Genomic DNA, 22,511 nt, shown 5'->3' on the forward strand with positions numbered 1-22,511 from the left:
GTAAGTTCGTCTCGATCCCGAAGCAAGGATCAAGACGAACTTACCAACCGTTTGGCCGTAGAGCGGTTCTACCTCGTTCGCGGCTGTTCGACCGCGGCTGCCCTCCCGCGAGGGCGGCTGCTCTCAGGTTCAGGTGCGCCGCCTGCCGCGAACGCGCAACCTCAGAACAGCTGGCGGATGTTTGCCTGGGCTAGGTCGATGAGTTCGTCGCCCTTGCCCGACATCACCGTGCGGACTGCATAGAGGGCGAAGCCCTTGGCCTGCTCGGCGGTGATCGTCGGCGGCATCGACAGCTCCTGCCGTTCGGTGACCACATCGAGAACCGCAGCGCCGTCGTAAGCGAGGAACTCCTTGACGACCTTCGGCAGGTCCTTGGACTTCTCGACACGGAAGCCCTTGATGCCGACCGCCTCGGCGATGGTGGAGAAATCCGGGTTGTCCAGTTCCGTTCCGAAGGTGACGAATCCAGCGGCCTTCATCTCCAGCTCCACGAAGTTCAGTGAGGAGTTGTTGTAGACGACGGTCTTGACCGGCAGCTTGTTCTGAGTCAAGGTCAGCAACTCACCGAGGAGCATGGCCAACCCGCCGTCACCGGCCAGAGCGACGACCTGCCTGTCAGGGTAGGCCGACTGCGCACCGACGCTCTGCGAGAGGGCATTAGCCATGGAACCGTGGCTGAAGGAACCGATCAGCCGACGCTTGCCATTCATGGTCAGATACCTGGCTGCCCAGGTCACGGGGGATCCGACATCGGGGATGAACACAGCATCTTCGTCGGCCATCTCGTCGATCAGACGCGTCAGGTACTGCGGGTGAATCGTCCGCTTCGACGGAGTCGCGAGCTCATCGAGTTCCTTACGAGTCTTCGCATAGTGCTTGGTCATCGCTTTGAGATGCGAGCTGCTGCGGTTCGGTTTGATCAGGGGAAGGAGGGAGTCAACAGTATCAGCGACCGTACCCACCAGTCCGATGTCGACCTGGGTCCGCCGTCCGATCTGGGAGCCTCGGATGTCGACTTGGATGACCGTCGCATCGTCAGGATAGAACTGCTGGTACGGAAGACCGGTGCCCAGCATAAGCAGAGTGTCGCAGCCTTTGAGTGCGTGATAACCGGAGGAGAAGCCGAGAAGTCCGGTCATGCCCACGTCATACGGGTTGTCGTATTCGATGAATTCCTTGCCACGCAGCGCGTGGACGATCGGCGCCTGCAGCTTCTCCGCGATAGCGATGAGCTCGTCGTGGGCACCTTCTGTACCGGCACCGGCAAGGATCGTCGTCTTCTTGCCCTTGTTCAGTGCCTTTGCAGCCGCCTCCACTTGGGATTCTGCAGGGATCATATGCGAGGGATAAGAATTGACCACCTCGGCGGCGGCATTGATCTCCGTCAGGGCAATGTCGCCAGGGATGACGAGGACAGCGACGCCGCGCTTCTCGATGGCCTCGCGCATGGCGATGCGCAACAGGCGGGGCATCTGCTCCGCGGTGGCCACGTGTTCGAGGTAGACACTGCACTCGCGGAAGATGTCGGTTGGATGGGTCTCTTGGAAGTAGCCCGAGCCGATCTCATCGCTGGGGATGTGAGCGGCGATCGCGAGCACGGGAACCCGGGAGCGCTGGGCGTCGTAGAGTCCGTTGATGAGGTGGAGGTTACCCGGCCCGCAGCTGCCTGCGCAGACGGCGAGTTCACCGGTCAGTGCGGCCTCGCCACTGGCGGCGAAGGATGCCGCCTCTTCGTGGCGGACTTGGACCCATTCGAGCTGGGGGTTGACGCGCAGGGCATCAGTGAAACCATTGAGCGAATCTCCCGGGATCCCGTAGACCCTCTTGACTCCGCTGGCCACGAGGGTATCGACGATGTTTCTGGCGACGGTGGGCATAGGATTCCTTCCGTTGAAACACGTGGAGCTCTCTCAGCTCCTGGGTGGACCCCGTCAGCATCCCAGTCAGAGTGCCGACGCAGGCTGGTACCGCGGTTTCAGTCTAGCCCCGAGGTCAGCGGTCGGGCATGTGAAGTCAGAGACAGCACCGCCGGACCATACGACAATGTCCGATGCACACGGCCCGAAGCTCACGGCCCGAAGCTCAGTGCCAGGATGTCCGCAGCACAGAAGTCATCTGCATCGGATTCGTTCCGCGATATGCGGTGAGGACGCCTGCGCCTTCCGGGTTCCTCGTGTAGACCGCTTCACCGCCGCCGATCCACCGGTTCCACGCTCGCGAATACGCTATTGCCGATTCTCTTCTCGTGCCGAGAGCTGAAGGCACCGCGTGCCAGACCGGATCGCTCTGCTGCGCATTCGACCACCCGACCTTCAGACGTTCCCACAGTCCGCGCGCTCCAATCGATGACTGCGGCAGAGACCAGCGAGGAACCAGATACCTCGGGTCGGCGATCGGGGACACCGCCTCGTCGAGGGCGAGCGCGAAGACCTCCGCGGACTGGGCTTCCGCATCGAGATGACACCGCAGATCCCCACTCGCGTCGACGCGTACACGCACCGAGTCCGATCCTGTCTTGCTCAACCCCGCACTGTGCAGGGCATCGGCGACGGCACCGGCAAGTTGGCCCACCGTCGGCGGCTTAGCATAGAGCCGAGTTCGTCGTTTTCCGGCTACGGACAGCACCACCGGCAAGCTCAGCCAAAGGACAAGCCCGAGCACCGTGAGGACCACGCCGCCCACATCGTCGATCGCCACACCCAGCAGCAGGAGAATCAGTCCAAGTCCCGTCCAGGGCACGACAGTGGCAGTCCTCACCCGGAATGGCAGGATGTGCCCCGGATCCCCGCCGAGGTGGCGCGGCAAAACGCTGACATCGCCGTTGCGAACGGGGTCGGCTGAGGTGAGGCTCGACTGTTCGGTGCGTCGATGGCCGGTGCGCTGAAGGATTCGCACCGAGCGCATCTCCTCGTCTTGATAGTCACTGCCGACCTGCCACCGCTGGGCGATCTCCCCGCGGTCTTGGGAGCGGGCGATCATCCGCGCGTTGATCTCGTCTGCCATATCGGGCAAGGGAGGCTCGTAGGGCGAGAACGCGGAATCGATATGAGCCACTCCGTCGACGACCTCACCCTCAGAATCCGTGCCGAAGAAGCCGTCGTGTTTGCGCACGAGACGCCCCCAGTCCTGGTTACCGCGTGGGTGATCGGGGCTGACGCAGACGACGGTCCAGTTGAGCCCGACCTTGTGTGCCTGGTCAGGGTCTCGCCGCAACGCACGACCGCGGGTCTGCGTCACCGCCGTCGGTGTGGTCGCGGTGCTCAAGTCGATCAATCCGGTGATGGCCGGTGCATCCCAACCTTCGCCGAGGAGGGCACGGGTGCCGATGAGCACCTGAGTCCTGCCCGTGGTGAAGAAGTCGGTCACATAGGGAACCCACGTCCGGCTGGTCCACGGACCCTCGAGTCGGCTGATTCCAGATACCGGTTCGCTCACCTGCAAACGAGAAGCCAGGGATTCGTCGGATACGGCAATCCGAGCACGCAGCTCGCCGAGCACCTCCGGAGCTCCAGCCACGGTCTTGCCGGAGACGAGCAGTGGTCGGAGGCCGGAGGTGCGGGCATCGGAGACGAGTGTTTCGAGAACGAGCAGGGCCGAACCGGAGCGTTCGCTGATCACCCCGCTGACGTCGGCCGGCAGCGTCGCTGTCAGCGATTCGAAGTCGCAGAGGACCAGCATCCGCATGCGTTCTTGAAGGTTGGCCGCCTCGGCGCAGATGATCTCGCTCGTCGCCTGTGGCTTCGACGCCGAGTAGGCGATCACGCGGTCGACGGGTGATCGTCCCGCCCGTATGCCGTTCCGGGTCCAGCGGTACCCGATTGCGGGCAGGTCACGACGGATCACCTCGGCGAGTTCGATGTCTTCTGCCTCCTCGGAGACCATCAGGTGGTGGCGCATCCAATCGTCGATGAGCAGCGCCCAGTCCTCGGCATCGGGATTGCGGCGATGCTGTTCGGCGGGACTGGCACCGGGAGGCAAACGGAGCAGATCCGCGTGGTGCAGCCGCAGCGCAGCCGAGCACAGTTCCGGTGTCGAGCGGCTCATGGCCACCCAACTGACAACGTGCTCTCGGGTGCCCAGGAACCGCCTGTCGACCCATTCGAGGAACGGCACCGAGCCCTGAGTGGGGTCGAGGATGTCGGTGATGAGTTCGGTGAATCGCACAGCTTGCCCCGATAGCCAGCTGTTCTCCTCGTTCGTCGGGGTCGTCACCCACACGAGGTCCGCGAATGGAGCCAGATCGCCTTCTCTGACGACTGCAGGGATCGAAGCGGAGTAGCGAATGTCGGAGAACAGTCCGGTCACCAGCTCTGACTGTGCTGTCGTCATTGTTCCGGGAGGAGTGGCTGTGAGTCCGAGCACCCAGACTTCAGGGAGCAGGTCGAGGAGTTCGGTCAGCAGGCTGCCCCACACGTCGAGCAGGTGGTGGCATTCGTCGAGGATGAGCAGCAGAGGTCCAACATCGCGAAGGCGGTCGACGAGTTCCCGCCCTCCAGGGGCGAGTTCGTCGAGGAGGTTCTTCGTGCTTCCGCGGTCGTCATCGAAGACAGCGAGCGATTGGTAGGTCAGAGCGGTGAATTGGGTGGTGAGTCTCCGGTCGAGTCCGGCGCGGTCGGTGCCTCCGGCGGCGGGCTCGTCAGCGGCGTTGTCGGCACCTTCGCCGAGGCGATCGGAACTGTGGCTGTTCCAGGCGTTCGCCCACTGAGTCTGGATGGCGGTGTTGGGGCCGAAGGCCACAATCTTCGAGACATGTCCGTTGGTGAGCAGATGCTGCGCATGCTCGAGCCCGACCCGGGTCTTCCCTGCACCCGGCGGCAGGACGATCCAAGATCGGCGAGATTCGGCGCTGACTGAACTCGTGAGTGCGTCAAGTGCCTCGCGTTGGTGTCGGCGCAACGGAGGTCGGTGACCTCGCATTGGCTTCACCTCGGGCATCGACATGGCAATCAGTCTAAGACGAGCCCTTGATCGACAGCGAAGAAGGGCAGAATCTGTCCAAGCCGACTCAAGTTATCCAGCGCGACTCAGGCAGAAGCGATGAACAGCCATCCACGCCCGGGAGCATAGGGAAGGTCGTGGACGTCGATGGTGCCGAAGCCAGCGTCTGTCAGTGAGCCTTTCACCGCGTCTTCGGTTCGGAAGCGCAAGGTCGACGTGGAATTGATTCGTTCACCATCACTGTGGAAGATCGTCGGTGCGTCAAAGGAGACGTACTCGCCATTGACCTCGGTGACCTGCACCCACGTCTCGACCGGTCCCTCGCCATCGACGCCGACTACTCGCCAGGTCAGTTCTTTGGTCCAGCGGATCCAGGCACGATCGGAGGGTCGTCTGGCTTCGAAAACCAGGCGTCCCGCCGGGCGAAGACAAGAGTGTATTGCCCGAAGGGTGGCCAGCCATTCATCATCGTCGAGAAAGACTTGCGCAACATTCGCGGTCATAGTTGCCAGGTCAAAGCCGCGGTGCCGAGCAGGATCGACAGCAATGTCAGGAGCCTCGGCGACGATGAACTCAGCGAAGTCAGAAACCACCTTCGACTGTGCGATGTCGATAGATGCCGACGCGGGATCGAGGCCCAGAACGGAAATCTCCAATTCAGCCAGAAGGGAGGCCAATGTTCCTGTTCCACAGCCAACGTCAAGAACTTTACTGGCCCCGAACCTTTTGACGACGTCGACATACATGTCGAGGTCGCTCCGGTCCGGGTCAAGCGGATCGTAGACTCCAGCTAGCCGGGGGTCTGAAAACAACGCATCAGGCACACGTCCAGAATAGCTGATGGTCCGCTTCCGTAAACATCCTCCGTCGGCTGAAGTCGCGAGCTGACAGAAGACATGACAAGTAATTTGCTACGTTCTTGAAACGTGTAAGGAAAACGACGAATTCTTTACACGTTTCGGTATTGTGGTAATTCGTGCACCGCATCTTTCGGATGCTGTTCCACGGCCCGTTCCGGTGCCGGTGCCGAATTCACGTCCTTGCCGACAGCACCGTCGCCCCGGTCAGGAGGGCGGCCATGACGATCGCCATCATCGGATAGCTGCCGACGACTCCGGCGAGAGCCGGACCTGCCACCGGCGCCAGAGCGGTGCCGGCGGTGATGGGAGCGACGAAGACGCCATTGATCGCCCCGAAGTTTGCGGTCCCCCACCGGTCGGCCACGGCAGTCGCCTGCAGCAGCGTGATGCATCCACGGACACCACCGGCGATCATCGCAATGCCGATGAGCAGCCAGATAGGTCCGGGCACGAAGGCGAGCAGCCACAGTCCGATAGCTCCAGCGCCGAGCAGCAGCACCGTTCGCGCCCGTGAACTCGTGCGCCGTGCAAACGCCGGATAGAAGAACCGTCCGGAAACCTGCCCGAAGCCGACGAGTGCCAGAGCAAACGCGGCGAGCGAGTACCCGGCTCCACGCTCGATGATAAGAGGAATGATGTTGATCGTGACGGCGAAGAGGGTGAAGGTCGCCAGCGCGACGGCGATCTGGAGGATGACGAACGTCGGGGATCGGGTGATGCTGCGGATCTCCGCGCGCGACGGCACCGTCGAATTCCGCGACATCTCATCGGTCCACCCGCGGTTGAGGAAGAACCAGTGCATCGGCAAAGCTGTCACGGCCAGGATCCCGGCAAGGATGACATAGGCCGGTCGCCAGCCCCACGAGTCGATAAGCCAAGCGATGATCGGGGCGAACACCGTCGAGGCGAGGCCGCCGACCAGCGTGATCGTTGTCAGTGGCTTGGTTCGCTCGGCTCCGTACCAGCGGGTGACGACAGCGAAGGCCGGCGGATAGAGGGTGGCGGCCTGGGCGAATCCAGCCAGCACCCACGCGAGGAAGAAGACGAAGAGATTCGGTGCCGCTGCCACAAGCAGCAGCGCGAGGATGCCGATGAGCGTGCCGACGCTCATGAGCGTTCTGGGCCCGTGCGCGTCGAGCAGCTTTCCGACGCGGACGCCGGCGAGCGCGGAGACGATGAGCCCGAGGGTCAGTGCCGCAGTCACAGTGGTGTGGCTCCAGCCCATATCGGCAGAGATCGGAGTCACCGCCACTGGCAGCGAGTAATAGAGCAGACCCCAGCTGGCCAATTCGGCAATGCAGAGGGCAACCAGCCCTCCGCGAGGCCGGTCGGTCATCCCTGTGCCCCTCGCGGGGCATCGAGTTCACTCGCCGAGGTTGTCGGCTCCCCTGGCGAGGCCGAAGACTTATTCGACGCGTCTGCAGACTCCCCCGCCGAGGCGGCCTTTGCTTTCAGTGCGGCGAGCGCGGTGGCCCACGGGATGCGCTCCTGCTCGAGTCGAACGTCGCCCTCGGCACGCAGGCGGTTCAGCGCCCGCGCTTCCGTCCCAGTCAGCTCCGGGAACACTCCTGTGTGGGGTTTCGGCTCCTGGACCCACAGATCCTTGTGGTCGGTGAGAGTGGCCTCGTCCATGAGCGTCGAGTCCACGTGCGGCAGGTGTTTGCGCAGCCGAGAGAGGATCGCGAACCCATGCGAGTCAAGGTCACCCCAGTAGATGACTCGCGCTCCGTGCACCCAGGCCAGACGGGCAACGTTGTCCACCGCGTAACCCGATCCGTGCACAGCCACAGCATCGGCCCAATCGGGCATCGCGAGCACCGATTCGAGATTCTCGAAGACGAAGACGAGCCGCGGCGCGATCGCCAGATCGCTGAGCTGAGTTACTGGCGTGCTGATGTCGCTGAGTCCTGACGGTGTGAGTTCCGGGTCGAGGATGCGCATCCGAATCCGAGGTTCAGCGTCGAGAACGTCGACCGCATCGGGTCTCCCAGTTGCCTCCAGCAGTGCCGTGACCAGTGAGCGGTGTGTTTCGAACCATTTTGAGTCGACCCCGCGGATCGGCAATTGTCGGGGCCGCAGGGTTCCCACGGGGTGATGGCGCAACCAGGCGACGACGTCAAGGAGCGTGTCGAACTCGGTGTGTTCAAGTCCGAGGATCCGTTTCGCATGAGCTTTGATCGCCGAGGCGGCACTGTGCTGATCGTCGAATCGTGACCTGATCGTCGCGGTCCGATCCCGCAGCCGACGCCACTGGCTGGCCTCGTCGCCACCGACGAAGTCTGCCACAGCATCCGGTGTACGCAACCGCAGACGCAGCGGGATCCGTTGGCGCCCGACCCGCACCCAGGAGCGTTCGGCCCAGTCGATGACCGGACTGCTGAGGTTCTCCAACCTCGAGTCACTGACACCGGGTGCAGCGATCTTCCGCCAGCTTGCAGCCCATTCCATTGCGGCCTGCTGATCCTCGAGCACGTGCTTCTCCGTGGGCGGATGCAGAGCAATCTCGACAGTTGCGAAGGTAGGAACGCTGACGTCGAGGCCAGTCTCTGCGCCGCCGTCTGGACTCACACAGTTCGAGTCCGTCTGGGTGGCCCAGGTCGACATCGACGAGCGCAGGCGGGTACGCGCTTTCGCCCGCGCCTCGGCGACGGTGAGCATGGTCATCGTCGCCTCCCCCGATCAGCTCTCATCGTCGGGTTCACCTGCGCCTACCTCATCGCCGGCAGCCGCTTCGTCAGCGACGGCAGCCGCCTCGTCCGCCTGGGCTTCACCGCTCGGCTCTTCGCTGTTCTCGGTCTCCCAGACCATGGTCGCTGCGAGGGTCTTCTGTCGACTCGGGTTCTCGATCGAGGTCGCCGCACCGACATAGGGTTCGATGGTCTGCAGCAGCTTCTGTGGGGTGGCCAGGACCATGTGGAATCCGAACTCGATGAAGATATTGAGCGCCATGCGCGTGTACCTGGTGTCGGCCTTGTCGAACGCCTCATCCAGGATGATCGTGCCGTACTTCGAGATCGCCTCGTCCGGATCGGCCAACTGGTAGCGCAGTGCTGCTGCAAGGCAGAAGATTACGAGCTTCTGCTGCTGACCGCCGGACATCGCCGCACCGGAATCGTAGGTGGCGTGGGCGCGACCGTGGTCGTCGATCTCCTCGGCCAGGAAGCTCACGTGCAGTCGAGTGTCGAGGCATTGGTTCTTCCACACTTTGTCAACGTGCTCGCTTGAGGAGAATCGACGCATCACCTCGGCGAGGGTGTCGTACTTGTCCTCCGCTGTGGCCATGTCCTCCTCGCCCCAGGTGCCGCCGGCGACCTTGCGGAGGTCGGCGATGAAGGCGTTGACGGTCTCACTGCGTCGGGTCTTGACCTTCAGCCGCAGGTAGCGGCCCTCGTCGAATTGGGACCGCAGCAGGGATGAGTTGATCGGTGCGACCCGGTCTTCGATCTCACGTGGGGCGGCGTGGATCTCGTTGAGGAGTTCGCCGATGAGATCGCGGGAGCGCTGGCGCAGCAGGTCCCGGAATCTGTTCTCATGATCGGGTAGGCCATGGGCCAGGATCTCGTCGAGCATCACCAGGTAGTCGTGCCTGTCGGCGACATCGGCGGTGAGATCGGAGGCGACCGAAGACCAGGCGGCTTTGAATTCGGCGGCCAACCTGGTCACGGACTGACCGGCTTCGCTCGCCGAGGCTTGGGCCTTGTCCTTCTCCGACTGCAGAGTCTGGGAGACCTGCTGTCCGATCTCCGACAGAGATTCGCGTCGAATGCTGCGCTGGATTCGCTTAAACCGGACCTCGAGCTGCTCGGCGATCGTCGGATCCACCTCGGGGATGCGCCCGGCAGTGACGTCATCTTCGAGACCGTTGAGACTGGTCCGCAGGCTGGTGATGTCTTCATTCGCCCGACGCAGGGCGTAGTCGCTGTCACGGGTGGCGACTTCGGCGGTTTCCTTCGCCGCACGGGCTTCGCGTTCGGCTCCGATCGCCTGCTGCAGGTCACCGTCGGCGTCTTCGAGTTCGCGCAGGGCCTTCTCGAGGGCCGCGATCTTCTCCTTCGCCCCGGCCAGGTCAACATCGCGCCAGGACTGCTCGCGGATACCGGCGAGGATGCCCTTCCTGCGGTGGGCTTGTGCGGTCTGTGCGTTCGCGGCTTCGACGATGGCCTGCGCCTCGGCCAGCTCCGCCTGAGCTTCCTTCAATGCGGAGATGAGGGCTTCGAGCTTGTTCTCTCGGTCGCCGAGGACCCATTGGCTGCGGTCATCGATGCGCCGCCGGTCATCCTTCTCATAGCGAGTCCTCGAGGTCTTGATCTGTCCCTTGATGGTGACGGCACGGGGGTGGTCGTCGAGTTCGTCAGGGCTGTCGACGCAGGCGAAGTCGAAGCGTTCGGACAGAGTGGACTGCACCCACTCCCCGAACCCAGTTTCGGCGATAGTGACCTTGTTGACCAGGGACTTCGCGCTATTGGCGGGTCGTGGTTTCGTCACTTGGGCGGGAATCTCTTCGAACACGAGTCGGCCCTTGACGCGGTGGGAGTCGACCCACGAGCGGACCGCGCCGAGATTCTCGCTGCGCACGAGGACGGTGAGTGCCAGTGGGCGCAGCACGCGTTCGATCGCCCCAGTCCAGGCAGCGTGGTCGGGATCGACGTCGATGAGTTCTGCGGCGAAGGGCAGTGCCTTCGCACTGAGTCCCGTGCCCTCGGCCAGCTCCTCTCGGATCTGGAGCAGATTGCCCGGCACGGTCGAACCCGAACGGCGCAGGGAGTCGATCTCAGCTTCGAGCTCTCTGACCTGTGCGCGGGCCTTGGAGAAACGGTCGTGATCGGCGTGGCTGGGCCCTGAGGCCTGAGTCTCCTCGTCGAGGGTGGACGCGATCTGAGTCTGGAGTTCGGCGAATTCCGCCGCCGAGGTGGGCACCTGTTCGATGTCTGCTTGCTTCAGCTGTCGCTCAAGACTGGCCCACCGATCGGCGATGGCGCGACGTTCGGTCTCGGCCGTGTCGATGCGCTGCTGCAGGTGTTCGGCCTCCGAACCGCCGAGGTCGAGGGTGGCACGGCGGGCGAGGTCGTATTCGTCGACCGCGGCGTCATAGTCCTTCTTGGCCTTGTCGGCCGCGACTTCGATTTCGACGAGCTCGCGGCGCAGCGCCGAGAGGTCCGAGCGCATGAGGTCGAGCTCGCGGCGTTTCTGGAACGGCAGCAGGGCATCGTTGAGCGCAATCGACTTCGCCGCGGACTCATGGGCGGAATCGTAGCGGTTCGAGGCCTCACGCAATTCCAGGAGGTGGTCGCGTTGGCGGCGCAGTTCGACGACATGATCGTGAGCGTCTTTGAGGTCTCCGAACTGGTTGACCGCGGTCTCGGCCAGGTCGAAGGTGACCGGCGGTTCGAGCATGTGGTCGCGGAAGAGCCGGTCCAGACTGTCGAGGCTCTTGGCTGACTGAGTCTTATGCAGCAGCTGCAGCGCCGATTCGCTGGCCATGCCGAAGACCTTGCGCATCCGGGCGTAGAACCTGGCATGGGAGCCGTTGGACGTGATGAGCGCTTCGGGGTGCTCGGTTTTCAGTTTCCTGGTCTCGAGGCCGGTTCGTGCATACTGTTGCAGGTCTGCGAGGTCGAGGCCTGCCCGTTCGAGAATGCAGACGTCGGAGAGATCGGTCATCTTCGTGCCCGAACCCTTGATGAAGAAGAGCCTGGCCAGCGACAGCGGACGGTCGGTGCCATTGTCGTAGCGGAGAATGATGCCGCTCCAGGTGGCGCGTGGGCGCAGGTACTTGCTGACGACACGGTCCTCATCGGAATCCGCTGTGCGGGTCCATGCACCGCGAACATAGCTGACAAGGCTGCGCTGGTCGACCCGGCTGCCGGCGGTTTGGGCGGCGACATTGAAGCGCAGCCACTTGTCCGGGGTGAGCACCGCGGCGATGCCGTCGAGCAGTGAGGACTTGCCGGAGCCTGAAGGTCCGGTGATGAGGTGGCCCTTGTGGGAGACGGGGATGCGGTGGATGTCGGCGTCGAAGGTGCCCCAGTTCGCGATCTGAATCTCGGACAGCCGCCACTGGCTGCCGACATCGGGACGATCGACGCTGCGGGCGCGGGCCTGATCCGCGATGAGTGCGGCATCGAGCGGGAAGAGAGCCTCGGTCATGCTTCTTCCTCCTCAGTCTCGGGTTCGTCAGTCTCGGAATCGTCGTTGTCGTCGGTGTCGTCGGTGTCGTGTGAACTGAACGCTGCCTCGGCGACGGAGCCTTTGGCCTCTCCTGCGGCGATGCGTTCGTAGACCTCGATGAGCTCGCGCACCTGGTCCTCGTCGATGAGGAACTTCACCATCGGCGAGACTTCGAAGCGGTCCTCACCTGCCTTGTGGAGGACACGCAGACGGTTGCTCATCCGGTTCCACGCACCGTTGAGGTTGCGTTGGAACGTGGACTCGTCGCCGGTGCGATAGATCGCCAGGCGTTCGTAGACCTCTTCGCGATCGACGATCACCCGCCGCTCGCCTGGTGCTGCCAGAAGCAGTTGGCGCAGGACGAGGAGCATGGCGGTGTCGAGGAAGGTCAGCCGTTCGCTGCGCACGGCCGCAGGCACGTCGACCTCCTCGGTGACGACCTTGCGGGTGAAGGCGAATTCGTCGATCTTGTCGATGACGAGTTCAAGGAACAGGTCGTGCAGCCGTGATCGCACGATTCCCTCATCGGCGACCAGTGCCGACCACAGCTGCGGGCTCTGCGCACCGGAGACGTAGGGGCCCTTGAGCAGTTCGAGGAGAACTCGACGCGTGCGCTCACCCAGGGTGCCCGTGTCGTCGAACCAGAGTGCACTCGGATTGCGCGCGAATGCTTCAGTTCCGGAGTCGTGCGCCGCAGATTCGTGTGCCGCGCCGTCGGTGGGGATGCCTGCGGAGTTGCTCATAGTGTGACGCCTTCGGTGAAGTAGTGACGGCGGATCGTGGCGCTGCGGACAATTCCGTCGACCCCGGCCCATTCAAGTCGGTCCCGCAACTCGGGGTCGACATGTCCATAGGTGCTGGCCAGGGAAAGGAGACCGACGACGCTCGCCAGGCCCTGTGAGGCTGGGAAATGGTCGAGCACCTCGGCGACGGAGACCTGCTCGACTCCATCGATGGCCCGGTTGACGTTGTCAGACAGCTCGGAGAAGTCGATCTCGGATTCCCGGGCGACGGCGATGAGTTCAGCGAAGTCGACTTCTGTCTCGGTCGCCTCACCCAGTTCGGCACCGGCATCGAATTCGGTGGGGTCATGGAGGATGACCTCCCCGAGGCTGCCCAATGCCACGCTCGAGAGCTCGAGATCCACGCCGAGGTTGTCGTAAGGTTTGCGCACCTGTGAGACCGGTGCCGCCGCTGCCAGGGCGTCCTGGATCAGGTTGCGCATGACGCGGTCGCGTTGGAATTCGTGGGAATGGACATAGCGCCGCAGCCCGCGGGCGAATTCGGAGAGAATGTCGGAGACTTCGCGGGAGCCGTCCTTCATCTGCCGCATGAGGGTGCGCAGTGATCGGCGAGTCTCAGCCGAGAGCGTGGCCGAGAAGTCACGATCGAGGATGGAAGCGATGTCCTCGTCGAAGGCCGAGGCTTGTTCGGGATCGCGGACTAGCGCGGAGAAGGCGGAGAACGTTCTGCCCTCATCGGAGGATTCGATGAGGTCGACGCCGCGAAAGACCTCGTCGAGGACCTTGGATTGAGAGTCCTCGGCGGCGAGGATCGAGATCCGCAGCTCCTGGTTGAGCTCTTCGAAGCGGGCGCGGACGCGGGCGAAGTCGGCGGGCAGACCCTCAGCTTGTTGGAGGATGTCACCGACGCGTTCATTCGCGCGGCGCCGGTCGAGGACGATCGAGCGTGGGTCACCGCGGCGGACCCGGGCGATCTCAGCGTCGATGCGGTCGCGTTCTGCGTGCAGGGATGCCAGTCGGCGGGAGCTGTCCGGGTCGGTGTCGATGGCCAGCTGTCGGACCGATTGGGCGAGGCTGACCAGCCGTGATTCGGTCGCGGTCTGGGGCGGGGTGCGCAGCTGTTCGAGCATGCGGATGGCATCGAATCCCGCCGCCGAGAGTTCGTAGGTCTCACCTCTCGCCGCTGTGGCCGGCCGCCGGACGAGGATCTCTGCCCTTCGCCAGTCGTCGCAGTAGGCCTTGGCCGTCCGTGTGGACAAGTCGAAGTGATCGCGGAGTTCTTCGAAGTCCGAGTCGATGGACTCGTGGAGGTCTTCGGTGGAGATTCGGGTGCCGGGCTTGCCCAGGTGAGTACCCAACGTCGCGGCCATGACGGGGAGATGGTCGGCCCGCAGCATGCGCAGTGTGGCATTGGAGTCGAGCAGACGCCGGTAGGCGAGTGCTGAGCTGAGGGCAGACATGTCCTCTATTGTCTGCGCCGATGAGGCCTGTTGCCAATTTCAAGGACGTCGGGATTCATGGTTTTCGCAGGCAACGGCACAGTATTTTTCAGCCAGTGACAGGTCACACAGAATTCGCCACCTCGTTGCCGAATCGTTATAGAGTGTCCCGATGGTTCGGATACGACGATGGCCCTACACGTTCGCCATACTGCTCTCCCTCGCTGTCGCAGTGGTCGCCCTCTCCTCCTCGATCTACCTCGGGCAGCCACTCAAAGATCCAGACGGCTTCCTCGGCCCCGCCTATGTTCGGATGCCGTTGCTGGCGCTGCTGATCTTCGGCATAGGAATCTTCGTCGACGCGCTGCGAACCAACGGATGGAGACAGCTGCCGAGGGCGATGATCAAAGTCGTGCAGAACGAGTGGAACCTCCGCCGAGTGCTGTGCATCACCACCGGCATGATGAGCTTCTACATCTGCTACCTCAGCTATCGGAACCTCAAAAGCAACCTTCCGATCTTCCGCCACGGGGTCCTCTACGACCAGCAGCTTCTGCGATTCGACCTCTGGTTCGGAGGAGGGATTGACCCCGCGGTCGTCCTGCACGATGTGTTCGGCACCGGGGTCATGGCCCAGGTGCTCTCCCTCGTCTACCTCGCCTACCTTCCGCTCATCCCCATCAGCCTCGGCATCGTACTCATCCTCAACCGCAATCTCGCCATCGGCGCCTGGTATGCGACGATGCTCTGTCTCAACTGGGTTCTGGGCACAATCAGCTACTACCTCATGCCTGCTCTTGGACCGGCGTTCACCCGTCCTGATCTCTACAGCGGACTTGCCCAGACAGAGGTCAGCGACCTTCAGCAGTCACTGATCACCACTCGCCTCGACTTCCTCTCCGACCCGTCCGGCAGCGGGGTGATCCAAGGCGTGGCCGCCTTCGCCTCTCTGCATGTCTCCGTGACCTTCGCCGCTGCTCTCTTCATGATGCGCACCCGGCAGCGTCGACTGACGCAGGTTCTGACATGGGTGTTCTTCGGACTCACAGTGCTGGCTACCCTCTACTTCGGGTGGCACTACGTCATCGATGACATCGCGGGCATGGGCATCGGCTGGGCCGCAGTGTCCCTGGGCGCATGGGTCACCGGAAACAGACGCCAATCGGCGACGCCGCGTGATGGACTCCGGGCTGCTGATCCTGCTGGGGAACGGGCTCACGCCGAAACCGCCTGAGCGCCGAGGACCGGCGCCGGGGCCGGGGCCAGGGCCCGATCAGCCTCCATCCCTCCCGCCGAAGATCTTCGGGTCGACTGGCCGGTCCTTCTTCGGCAGTTTCGCGACGACGAGGCAGTAGGACTCGAGGACCAGATCGTGTAGAAGTTCAGAGTCGAGTAGGTTCCCAGAACCGCCGCCTCTATCCCCAGTGCCGATGCCGACACTTTCGTCATCGTCGGTGCCAGCACCAGCCACGGTGACCCAGTGCTTCTTATTCATGTGATATCCGGGAGTGATCTCCTCATAGGCATCGCAAAGCACCTCGCCGTCGAGCGGGTCTATCTTCAGGTTGATACTGGGCACACCGCGCAGGTCGAAGTGCATCATGAACATCTTCCCGCGCACCTTGAACACGTTGTACTCCGGTCCGAACGGTTGCTCGATCTCCACAGACGGATACTGAATCGCCTGATCATGAGCGAGGGTGAGGACGGTGTCTGGATCCATGCTCGGATGCTAGCAAACGGCCATGACACGGGGTCCGCTGATCACCGTCGACCCACCAGAGCAGCGCCCGATAGACTCGTACCCATGTCAGAAAACGCTCCGCGACTCCTTGTCGCCGCCCTCGGCGGAACCATCGCATCGACTTCGAACCAGTCTGGTGGCGTGGCCCCCGCACTGAGCGGCGCGGAGATTGCCGCGGCTGCCGGCCTCGACCAGATCTGGCCGGACCTGCAGGCTGACTTCACCCAGGTGTCGCAGGTCTCGAGCGCCAATGTCACCCTCGACATGCTCTTCGAGGTCCGGAAGTTGGCCCGCACCAGCGAGGTCGACGGCATAGTCCTCACGCAGGGCACCGACACACTTGAGGAGAGCGCCTTCGCGCTCTGGCTGCTCAATGATTCGGCCACCCACATCGCCGCCACCGGAGCAATGCGCAATCCGACCCTGCCCGGCGCCGACGGACCGGCAAACGTGCGCTCCGCCGCGCTGACCGCGCTGTCGCCCCTGGCGAAGAATCTGCCCGCAAGCCTGGTCTTCAACGATGAGATCCACGACCCGCGCTTCGTCCGCAAGTCCCATGTGACCTCGACCGCAGCGTTCTCCTCCGGCCCCGTCCTCGGTGCGATCGGGTGGATCAGCGAAGACATCGTCCGGCTCCCCCACGCGCCTGCTGCCGCAAGCGTCTCGCCGTTCGCGGGCCGTCCCCGTCCAGAGACGCTGGCCGAGGTCGCCCTCACCGAGGTGGGGATGGGCGAACCCGAGGAGACTCTGACCCAGCTCATCGACTCCGGATTCGCCGGCGCCGTCATCTCCGGGGTCGGCGGCGGACACGTCCCTGAGCATCTGCTGCCAGCGGTGGCCCGCCTCGGCGAAGCCATGCCCGTCGTCCTTGCGTCGCGGCCAGGCTCGGGCGCGAGCCTGGCGAACACCTACGGCTACCCCGGCGGTGAGATCGGGCTGCTCGCCTCCGGCCTCATTCCCGCGGGGATTCTCGACGCCCGCAAGGCCCGCATCGTTCTGACCTTGACTCTGAGCCTGGATCTGGACACCGCCGAGGTGTTCGCGGCGTTCGCGTAAGTGCTGCCTCCCGGAGTTCACAGGGAGCAGCAACTTCAGACCGCCTTCGTCGACCGACGGCGCCCCTCATCACCGTGGCACCAAACAGTCGGCAAGTTCCGGTCGAAAAACTTGAGAAATTCGACCATAGCTTACCGACTGTTTGTGAAATCTGCAGGCCGTTGGAGTGTTACGCAGGCTGCTAGGGAAATCTGCAGCTTCAACCTGCGCCTGTATCAGCGCCGAAGGCTAACCGCCGCGGGCTGTCTCAGCTCTCGGCGCCGACGGCTACGACCATCTTGCCGAAGTTTCCGCCGGTGAGCAGATCGTTGAAGTACTCGGGAGCCTTCTCGAGTCCCGGACGAATGTCCTCGCGGTAACGGACCTTTCCTTCCTTGACCCATCCGCTCATGTCGGAGAGGAAGGCCTCGTGGTGCTTCTCGACGAACTCTGTCTGGATGAAGCCGCGGACGTTGAGTGACTTCGTGAGGATGTTGCCCATGAGCGCACCCGAACGGTCCGGTCCTTCGGGCAGCTCTGTCAGGTTGTAGTTGGCGACGAGCCCGCAGACGGGCACTCGTGCGTAGGTGTTCAGACGTGGCAGGACTGCCTTGAACACGTCTCCGCCGACGTTCTCGAAGTAGACGTCGATGCCCTGTGGCACCGATTCTTTGAGTTCGTTCTTGAGGTTGCCCGTCCGGTGGTCAAGCGCCACATCGAAACCGAGCTCGTTCAGGTGGGCGACCTTGTCGGGTCCACCAGCGATGCCGACGGCCTTCGCACCCTTGATCTTCGCGATCTGACCTACCACCGAGCCGACGGGACCGGTGGCGGCAGCGACGGCCACGGTCTCACCGGGCTGCGGGCGGCCGATCTCCAGGAGACCTGCGTATGCGGTGAAGCCAGGCATGCCCAACACACCGAGAGCGGTGCTGACCGGAGCGACCTCAGGGTCGAGACGGCGCAAGTGTGCGGCCTTCTCGACGGAGTACTCCTGCCATCCGCCGTAGCCGAGGACGGTGTCACCAGTGGAGAAGTCAGAGGAATTCGACTCGACGACCTCGGAGACCGTGGCGCCGACCATGACATCGCCGACCTCGACCGGCTTCGCATAGGACTTCGCATCCGACATCCGACCGCGCATATAAGGGTCGAGCGAGAGGTACAGGGTCCGAAGCAGAACTTCACCATCCTGCGGCGTCGCCAGCTCCACTTCGTCGAGCTGGTAGTTCTCGGCTGTGGGCGAACCTACTGGGCGGGAGTTCAGGAGAATCCGGTGGTTAGTCGTCATGGACATGATTCCTTTCATCGACGCCGTGCACTGTCTGCGCACGGTCGCTTCTGGTCTGCGGACCGACAAGGCCGCGCCTAGATCCAGTCCTTGCTGTAGCAACCACCTCGGACCCGCTGATGTTCCTGATTTCGCGAAGAATCCGAGCTCGTCGTGGACACAAGCTTCCGTGCCATCGTCTCCCACTTCGGATCGAATGCCCAGGTGAACTCGCCTAGGTGGTCAAGCAGCTCCGCACCATTGCTCCGAATGATGTCCGACCACTCCCGTGGCCAGGCACCGTAGTCAGCCGCTGCGGCGAGCTCGTCGACGTCTTTGAACACCGCCCCGTTCGGGTTGAGGCCGGCCGGACTGTGCAACGGCATGCTGTCGACGGGGAACGTGATGTCGAGGATGTGATCACTCGTATACAGTGCGTCATCCGTGCGCCGGTGGGTGGCTTCGAGATTGATGTACCAGTGCGCCGAGATCGTGTCCCCACGAACTGTGCCATCGACGACCGGTTTGAGGAGGACCCACACGGAGAAGGGAACACGGGGCGGAACGATTTTGAGCACTCCGAGTCCGCGCCAGCTGCCGGGAGCATTGATGCGTCGGGGCGCCTCGGCGAGGGGACGGAAACGAGCCTTCAGGGGCACATCATGAGGATTGGAATCCTCCCAGCCGACGATCCTCGTATCAACGGTCTCCGTGCCCCCAGCCATCCACAGCACAGCACCGGCGTCGGAGTCCTCGATGACACGCATCGGACGGCGCACCTCGGCGTGGTCCCGGTCGAAGTCGAAGCGTCGAAATGACCAGGTCACAGTCTCACCGGGCCTCCAGAATGGGCCTTCGCCCACGTGCCGAGTGCCAGGTGGGACGTCGATCTCGTAGGGATCGGTGAACTTCATGGGGGCAGTCTAAACGTGCGGCATGGGTGGGCGCTGGATGCCCCTGATTCTGCTCAGCTCCCACCGTCTAGGGTGGGGCGTATGGACGACTTCACACCTCACGACCGCAATGATGCCGTCGATCACAGCGACGCGATCGAACCACCATGCGCTGATGCCGACATCCCGGCCTACCTCGAGGCCCTCGGCATTCCCGGCCTTGCCGACATCCACATCCACTTTCTGCCGCAGAATGTCCTCGACAAGGTATGGGCGTACTTCGATGCCGCCGAATCCAGCTACGGCTACCCATGGCCCATCCACTACCGCTATGACACCGAGACCCGTCTGCAGATCGTGCGTGACTTGGGCGTTCGCGCAATCCCGGCCCTGACTTACCCGCACAAACCCGGCATGGCCGCTTGGCTCAACGACTGGAACCGTGACTTCGCTGCCGCCCATGATGATGTCATCCACTGCGCAACCCTCTACGCCGAGCCGGAGTCTGCCGACTACGTCCCAGAGGCATTGGCGGCCGGTGCCCGACTGTTCAAGGTCCACATCCAGGTGGGCGGCTTCTCCCCCGATGACCGCGTACTCGACCGCGCATGGGCGGCACTCGCCGAGGCGCAGGTGCCCGTCGTCATCCACGCCGGCTCCGAGCCGTTGCCCGGGACCTACACCGGGCCGCGGGCCGTGGCGAATGTGCTCGAACGCTATCCGTCCCTGCAGTTCGTCATCGCCCACATGGGCATGCCCGAATACGACGCCTTCGCCACGCTCGCCGAGGACTACAGCGGAGTCCATCTGGATACGACGATGTATGCCTCCGGGTTCTTCTCTTCCCCCGCCGAGGTGGACCCGAGCTACCGTGAACGCTTGGCTGATCTGCAGGACAAGATCATCCTCGGCTCGGACTTCCCGAACATTCCCTACCCCTATGCGGATCAGGTCTCAGGGCTGGCCGGGCTGGGCCTCGGCGATGATTGGATGCGTTCGGTGCTGTGGCACAACGGTGCCAGGATCCTCGGCCTCGAAGAATGAACAATGATGAAATAGCAACTTATCATTGACCGATGAGACACCACAGAAATTCCCCTTGCTCCCTTAAACGACGTCGCTAAGTACCGCCTGCCCTATCCTCCAGTAGTGGAATGGCGTATCACAGGACTAGACACGTAACTGTGCAATAGACACAAACCAGCACATACCCAACCACACCCAATGCGACGTCAAAGCCGCTCTGCATCTCCCCGACCACCTGTGAAATAGACTTTGCGGCGCGCGAACTCACCCGCCAAAGCACAAGCGTCGACCTGCGCCAATACGGCAGTGCCTGCAAATAACGAAACACCGCCCTAAGGTGGGCCTAGCAAACACTAAACCGATAGTCATATCATTGAGAAGATCGCACCGACCAACAACGGAGTCGCCCAGTGGAAAATTACGAAGCAAGAACTGTACCTCTTGAAAAATTGCTCCTCGACCCCAACAACTATAGATTCACCGGTGAAACGAACCTGCCGCAGGTGCCGGAGAAAAAGTTCCAGGATACAACGGTCCAGAAAAAGATTAACCAGCGACTAGTGAACGACGGAATTTCAGAACTACGAAAATCCATCATAACAAACGGATTCCTGCCGGTAGAGAGAATCGTCGTCAAACCCTTCGAACATAATGATAGCGAAGACCTATATGTAGTCTTGGAAGGCAACCGCAGGGTAGCGACGTTACGCGAAATCAAAAATCAAGCCGATTCGGGAATTCCAGTTCCAGAAAAGCTACTTCAATCTCTAAGCAACCTCCCCGTCATACTGCTGAATTCTGAAGATCCAAGCGCCTATCTAACGATCATGGGAGTACGACACGTCGGCGGAATCAAAGAATGGGGTGGGTACCAAAGCGCAAAGCTAGTATTCGAACTACGAACTGAACATAAACTATCAACCCCAGATGTCGCTTCTAAGCTTGGGCTCAGTGCAATCGAGGTAAATCGCCGATACCGAGCATTCCGAGGTATAGAAGAAATGCGAAACAACGAAGAGTACGGCGACCATGTAACTACGGAATTGTATCCGCTTTTCCACGAAGCCCTATCTACAACCAAAGTCAAAAACTGGCTGCAGTGGAATGACGAGGAGGGACGAGCCGAGAATGAAAATCACCGAGATGTCTTCTATTCTCTAATCTCTCCACATGAAGATGAGCAACAAACAATGCGGTCGGCTAAAATCGATAAATATTCGCAGGTTCGAGAAATGAAAACTCTTCTTGACGACGAAGATGCCTACGAATCTCTAGTAGACTTAAATAAATCCTTCAGCGACGCAGTCGCACTAGTGAAAGCCGATCAAGCCTCTCGCGAATGGGTCGCGAAAGTTAAGTCGACAAATAAGTCTCTCGGCCACGTCGGAATCATTCAGATAAAAAACCTCTCTACTGTCGACAAAAAACTTCTCACCGAACTTAGGCAATTAGTAGATTCCATAATTGAAACTCATGACGGTACAACTTCAAAAACGCAATGAACAAACGACTACGGAAGAATATTATCGAGTTTATTGCAACATCATGGCCTCTTGATGCCGCACCTCGAGCGCTAGAGGATGTACTCTACGAACTGGCGACTCAGAATTTCAACACGCCCGAAACCGCAGCTGCAGAATTTTCCGAGGAGGATCGCAACGGTGCGCTAGAAGAATTAAATAGCATACTGGTACATACTGAAAATGAAGCAATACCTTGCAGATTTTCGTTCAACGAAAATTCGAATGATCATATACAAGGTAGTTCTTTTATTCAAAAGAGTGACAATGACGCCACCCGCAGAGCGAAAACGAGACGCCTAAACTATGACGCTTATCATCTATTTTTAAAGAATCTCCAATGGCGCGAATTTGAAGCATGCTGCCGGGGCGTTCTCGAACATCTTGGTTGCGCCTCCCCTAGGCTGACTGCACATAGCAGCGATCAGGGCATCGATTTCTTCGGGCGACTTTCACTAAGGGATCGATTGGGTAACCAAAGCATACTTCCTAGCATCGACTCCATGCTGGATATATGGCTCATCGTAATCGAGAGTGTAGAACCGGTCTGAAACCACCGGATTCAAGTAAGCACCTCGCGATGTAATGAGTCAGGTTGCGAAACCCGAGTGCCGATCCTCGAAGGTGCTCGAGCCGACCATTGATCGATTCGGTGGGCCCATTCGACGTTCCGGGCCTCGTGAAGAACGCCAATACATCCGCTGCGCGTCGCTTCAGCGTTCTCCCCAACCGCCTCAACTCCGTCAATCCAGCAGGCAGTCCTGCCGACAAGACATCGATGACAGCCTGCAAGAGCCTCTTGCCTTCACTGCGGTCCTCGGCCCGGTAAGCAGCCACGATGTCTTGGTAGAGCGCCCAGGTGACTTCGACTTCGG

17 protein-coding genes are annotated in these 22,511 nt (G+C 61.8%); 5 read left to right on the forward strand and 12 right to left on the reverse strand.

What is annotated here, in order from left to right; all coding sequences use genetic code 11:
• Window positions 1-161 precede the first annotated feature (161 nt).
• From poxB to BSP239C_RS14670, 8 genes are all read right to left on the reverse strand, one after another.
• The gene (gene poxB / locus BSP239C_RS14635; RefSeq protein WP_101574094.1) at window positions 162-1,877 is read right to left on the reverse strand and encodes a ubiquinone-dependent pyruvate dehydrogenase; all 1,716 of its coding nucleotides are present in this window, start codon (window positions 1,875-1,877) and stop codon (window positions 162-164) included.
• A gap of 205 nt (window positions 1,878-2,082) precedes the next feature.
• Window positions 2,083-4,941, reverse strand: a complete 2,859-nt coding sequence (locus BSP239C_RS14640; RefSeq protein WP_101574095.1) for a DEAD/DEAH box helicase family protein — start codon at window positions 4,939-4,941, stop codon at window positions 2,083-2,085.
• 83 nt (window positions 4,942-5,024) lie between these two features.
• Complete coding sequence (locus BSP239C_RS14645) at window positions 5,025-5,762, reverse strand: bifunctional 2-polyprenyl-6-hydroxyphenol methylase/3-demethylubiquinol 3-O-methyltransferase UbiG (protein ID WP_101574096.1); 738 nt, start codon at window positions 5,760-5,762, stop codon at window positions 5,025-5,027.
• A gap of 208 nt (window positions 5,763-5,970) precedes the next feature.
• Window positions 5,971-7,134: an MFS transporter gene (locus BSP239C_RS14650; protein ID WP_101574097.1), complete on the reverse strand. Its 1,164-nt coding sequence runs from the start codon at window positions 7,132-7,134 to the stop codon at window positions 5,971-5,973.
• Entirely contained in the window at window positions 7,131-8,462 is a 1,332-nt protein-coding gene (locus tag BSP239C_RS14655) for a Wadjet anti-phage system protein JetD domain-containing protein (RefSeq protein WP_101574098.1), read from the reverse strand. The genes BSP239C_RS14650 and BSP239C_RS14655 overlap by 4 nt, the downstream gene beginning before the upstream one ends.
• Before the next feature lie 15 nt (window positions 8,463-8,477).
• Window positions 8,478-11,945, reverse strand: coding sequence for an ATP-binding protein (locus tag BSP239C_RS14660; RefSeq protein ID WP_257930229.1), 3,468 nt, complete (start codon window positions 11,943-11,945; stop codon window positions 8,478-8,480).
• Window positions 11,942-12,709 carry a DUF4194 domain-containing protein gene (locus BSP239C_RS14665; protein ID WP_257930230.1) on the reverse strand — a complete coding sequence of 256 codons (768 nt, stop codon included), beginning with the start codon at window positions 12,707-12,709 and terminating at the stop codon, window positions 11,942-11,944. Before BSP239C_RS14665 ends, BSP239C_RS14660 begins: the two co-directional genes overlap by 4 nt.
• Window positions 12,706-14,169 (reverse strand): DUF3375 domain-containing protein, encoded by a 1,464-nt coding sequence (locus tag BSP239C_RS14670; protein WP_101574099.1) that lies wholly within the window; start codon window positions 14,167-14,169, stop codon window positions 12,706-12,708. Before BSP239C_RS14670 ends, BSP239C_RS14665 begins: the two co-directional genes overlap by 4 nt.
• A gap of 151 nt (window positions 14,170-14,320) precedes the next feature.
• Here BSP239C_RS14670 and BSP239C_RS14675 point away from each other — a divergent pair, with 151 nt between their 5' ends.
• Complete coding sequence (locus BSP239C_RS14675; protein ID WP_180959049.1) at window positions 14,321-15,382, forward strand: phosphatase PAP2 family protein; 1,062 nt, start codon at window positions 14,321-14,323, stop codon at window positions 15,380-15,382.
• 39 nt (window positions 15,383-15,421) lie between these two features.
• Here the strand turns inward: BSP239C_RS14675 and BSP239C_RS14680 are convergent, their stop codons facing one another.
• Window positions 15,422-15,871 carry an MmcQ/YjbR family DNA-binding protein gene (locus BSP239C_RS14680; protein WP_101574100.1) on the reverse strand — a complete coding sequence of 150 codons (450 nt, stop codon included), beginning with the start codon at window positions 15,869-15,871 and terminating at the stop codon, window positions 15,422-15,424.
• A gap of 84 nt (window positions 15,872-15,955) precedes the next feature.
• On the opposite strand from BSP239C_RS14680, the gene BSP239C_RS14685 reads away from it, so the two are divergent.
• Complete coding sequence (locus tag BSP239C_RS14685; protein WP_101574101.1) at window positions 15,956-16,948, forward strand: asparaginase; 993 nt, start codon at window positions 15,956-15,958, stop codon at window positions 16,946-16,948.
• Window positions 16,949-17,195: 247 nt separating this feature from the next.
• Here BSP239C_RS14685 and BSP239C_RS14690 read toward each other — a convergent pair whose 3' ends face one another.
• Together BSP239C_RS14690 and BSP239C_RS14695 are read right to left on the reverse strand one after the other, a co-directional pair.
• Window positions 17,196-18,218, reverse strand: coding sequence for an NADP-dependent oxidoreductase (locus tag BSP239C_RS14690; protein ID WP_101574116.1), 1,023 nt, complete (start codon window positions 18,216-18,218; stop codon window positions 17,196-17,198).
• A 77-nt stretch (window positions 18,219-18,295) separates the two neighbouring features.
• On the reverse strand, window positions 18,296-19,111 hold the full coding sequence (locus BSP239C_RS14695; protein ID WP_101574102.1) for a DUF402 domain-containing protein: 816 nt from the start codon (window positions 19,109-19,111) through the stop codon (window positions 18,296-18,298).
• An 81-nt stretch (window positions 19,112-19,192) separates the two neighbouring features.
• Between BSP239C_RS14695 and BSP239C_RS14700 the strand changes: the two genes are divergently transcribed.
• The 3 genes from BSP239C_RS14700 (at window position 19,193) to BSP239C_RS14710 (ending at window position 22,187) form a co-directional block, all read left to right on the forward strand.
• Window positions 19,193-20,134, forward strand: coding sequence for an amidohydrolase family protein (locus BSP239C_RS14700; RefSeq protein WP_101574103.1), 942 nt, complete (start codon window positions 19,193-19,195; stop codon window positions 20,132-20,134).
• A gap of 392 nt (window positions 20,135-20,526) precedes the next feature.
• Window positions 20,527-21,618 carry a hypothetical protein gene (locus tag BSP239C_RS14705; RefSeq protein WP_101574104.1) on the forward strand — a complete coding sequence of 364 codons (1,092 nt, stop codon included), beginning with the start codon at window positions 20,527-20,529 and terminating at the stop codon, window positions 21,616-21,618.
• Window positions 21,615-22,187 carry a restriction endonuclease gene (locus tag BSP239C_RS14710; RefSeq protein WP_101574105.1) on the forward strand — a complete coding sequence of 191 codons (573 nt, stop codon included), beginning with the start codon at window positions 21,615-21,617 and terminating at the stop codon, window positions 22,185-22,187. Before BSP239C_RS14705 ends, BSP239C_RS14710 begins: the two co-directional genes overlap by 4 nt.
• Here BSP239C_RS14710 and BSP239C_RS14715 read toward each other — a convergent pair.
• On the reverse strand, window positions 22,156-22,511 hold a 356-nt coding region (locus tag BSP239C_RS14715; protein ID WP_145997403.1), incomplete at its 5' end, for a transposase. The two genes, BSP239C_RS14710 and BSP239C_RS14715, sit on opposite strands and share 32 nt — an antisense overlap.

Origin of the sequence: Brevibacterium sp. 239c (assembly GCF_900169365.1) — a bacterium.
In the GTDB taxonomy this organism is placed as follows: Bacteria; Actinomycetota; Actinomycetes; order Actinomycetales; family Brevibacteriaceae; genus Brevibacterium.

What these genes read in the sequence shown, in the direction of transcription:
- BSP239C_RS14695 (WP_101574102.1), bottom strand. Translation starts at nt 19,111, where the DNA reads ATGAAGTTCACCGATCCCTACGAGATCGACGTCCCACCTGGCACTCGG.
- BSP239C_RS14640 (WP_101574095.1), bottom strand. Translation starts at nt 4,941, where the DNA reads ATGTCGATGCCCGAGGTGAAGCCAATGCGAGGTCACCGACCTCCGTTG.
- BSP239C_RS14690 (WP_101574116.1), bottom strand. Translation starts at nt 18,218, where the DNA reads ATGACGACTAACCACCGGATTCTCCTGAACTCCCGCCCAGTAGGTTCG.
- BSP239C_RS14675 (WP_180959049.1), top strand. Translation starts at nt 14,321, where the DNA reads ATGGTTCGGATACGACGATGGCCCTACACGTTCGCCATACTGCTCTCC.
- BSP239C_RS14670 (WP_101574099.1), bottom strand. Translation starts at nt 14,169, where the DNA reads ATGTCTGCCCTCAGCTCAGCACTCGCCTACCGGCGTCTGCTCGACTCC.
- BSP239C_RS14680 (WP_101574100.1), bottom strand. Translation starts at nt 15,871, where the DNA reads ATGGATCCAGACACCGTCCTCACCCTCGCTCATGATCAGGCGATTCAG.
- BSP239C_RS14665 (WP_257930230.1), bottom strand. Translation starts at nt 12,709, where the DNA reads ATGAGCAACTCCGCAGGCATCCCCACCGACGGCGCGGCACACGAATCT.
- BSP239C_RS14685 (WP_101574101.1), top strand. Translation starts at nt 15,956, where the DNA reads ATGTCAGAAAACGCTCCGCGACTCCTTGTCGCCGCCCTCGGCGGAACC.
- BSP239C_RS14660 (WP_257930229.1), bottom strand. Translation starts at nt 11,945, where the DNA reads ATGACCGAGGCTCTCTTCCCGCTCGATGCCGCACTCATCGCGGATCAG.
- poxB (WP_101574094.1), bottom strand. Translation starts at nt 1,877, where the DNA reads ATGCCCACCGTCGCCAGAAACATCGTCGATACCCTCGTGGCCAGCGGA.
- BSP239C_RS14710 (WP_101574105.1), top strand. Translation starts at nt 21,615, where the DNA reads ATGAACAAACGACTACGGAAGAATATTATCGAGTTTATTGCAACATCA.
- BSP239C_RS14700 (WP_101574103.1), top strand. Translation starts at nt 19,193, where the DNA reads ATGGACGACTTCACACCTCACGACCGCAATGATGCCGTCGATCACAGC.
- BSP239C_RS14655 (WP_101574098.1), bottom strand. Translation starts at nt 8,462, where the DNA reads ATGACCATGCTCACCGTCGCCGAGGCGCGGGCGAAAGCGCGTACCCGC.
- BSP239C_RS14650 (WP_101574097.1), bottom strand. Translation starts at nt 7,134, where the DNA reads ATGACCGACCGGCCTCGCGGAGGGCTGGTTGCCCTCTGCATTGCCGAA.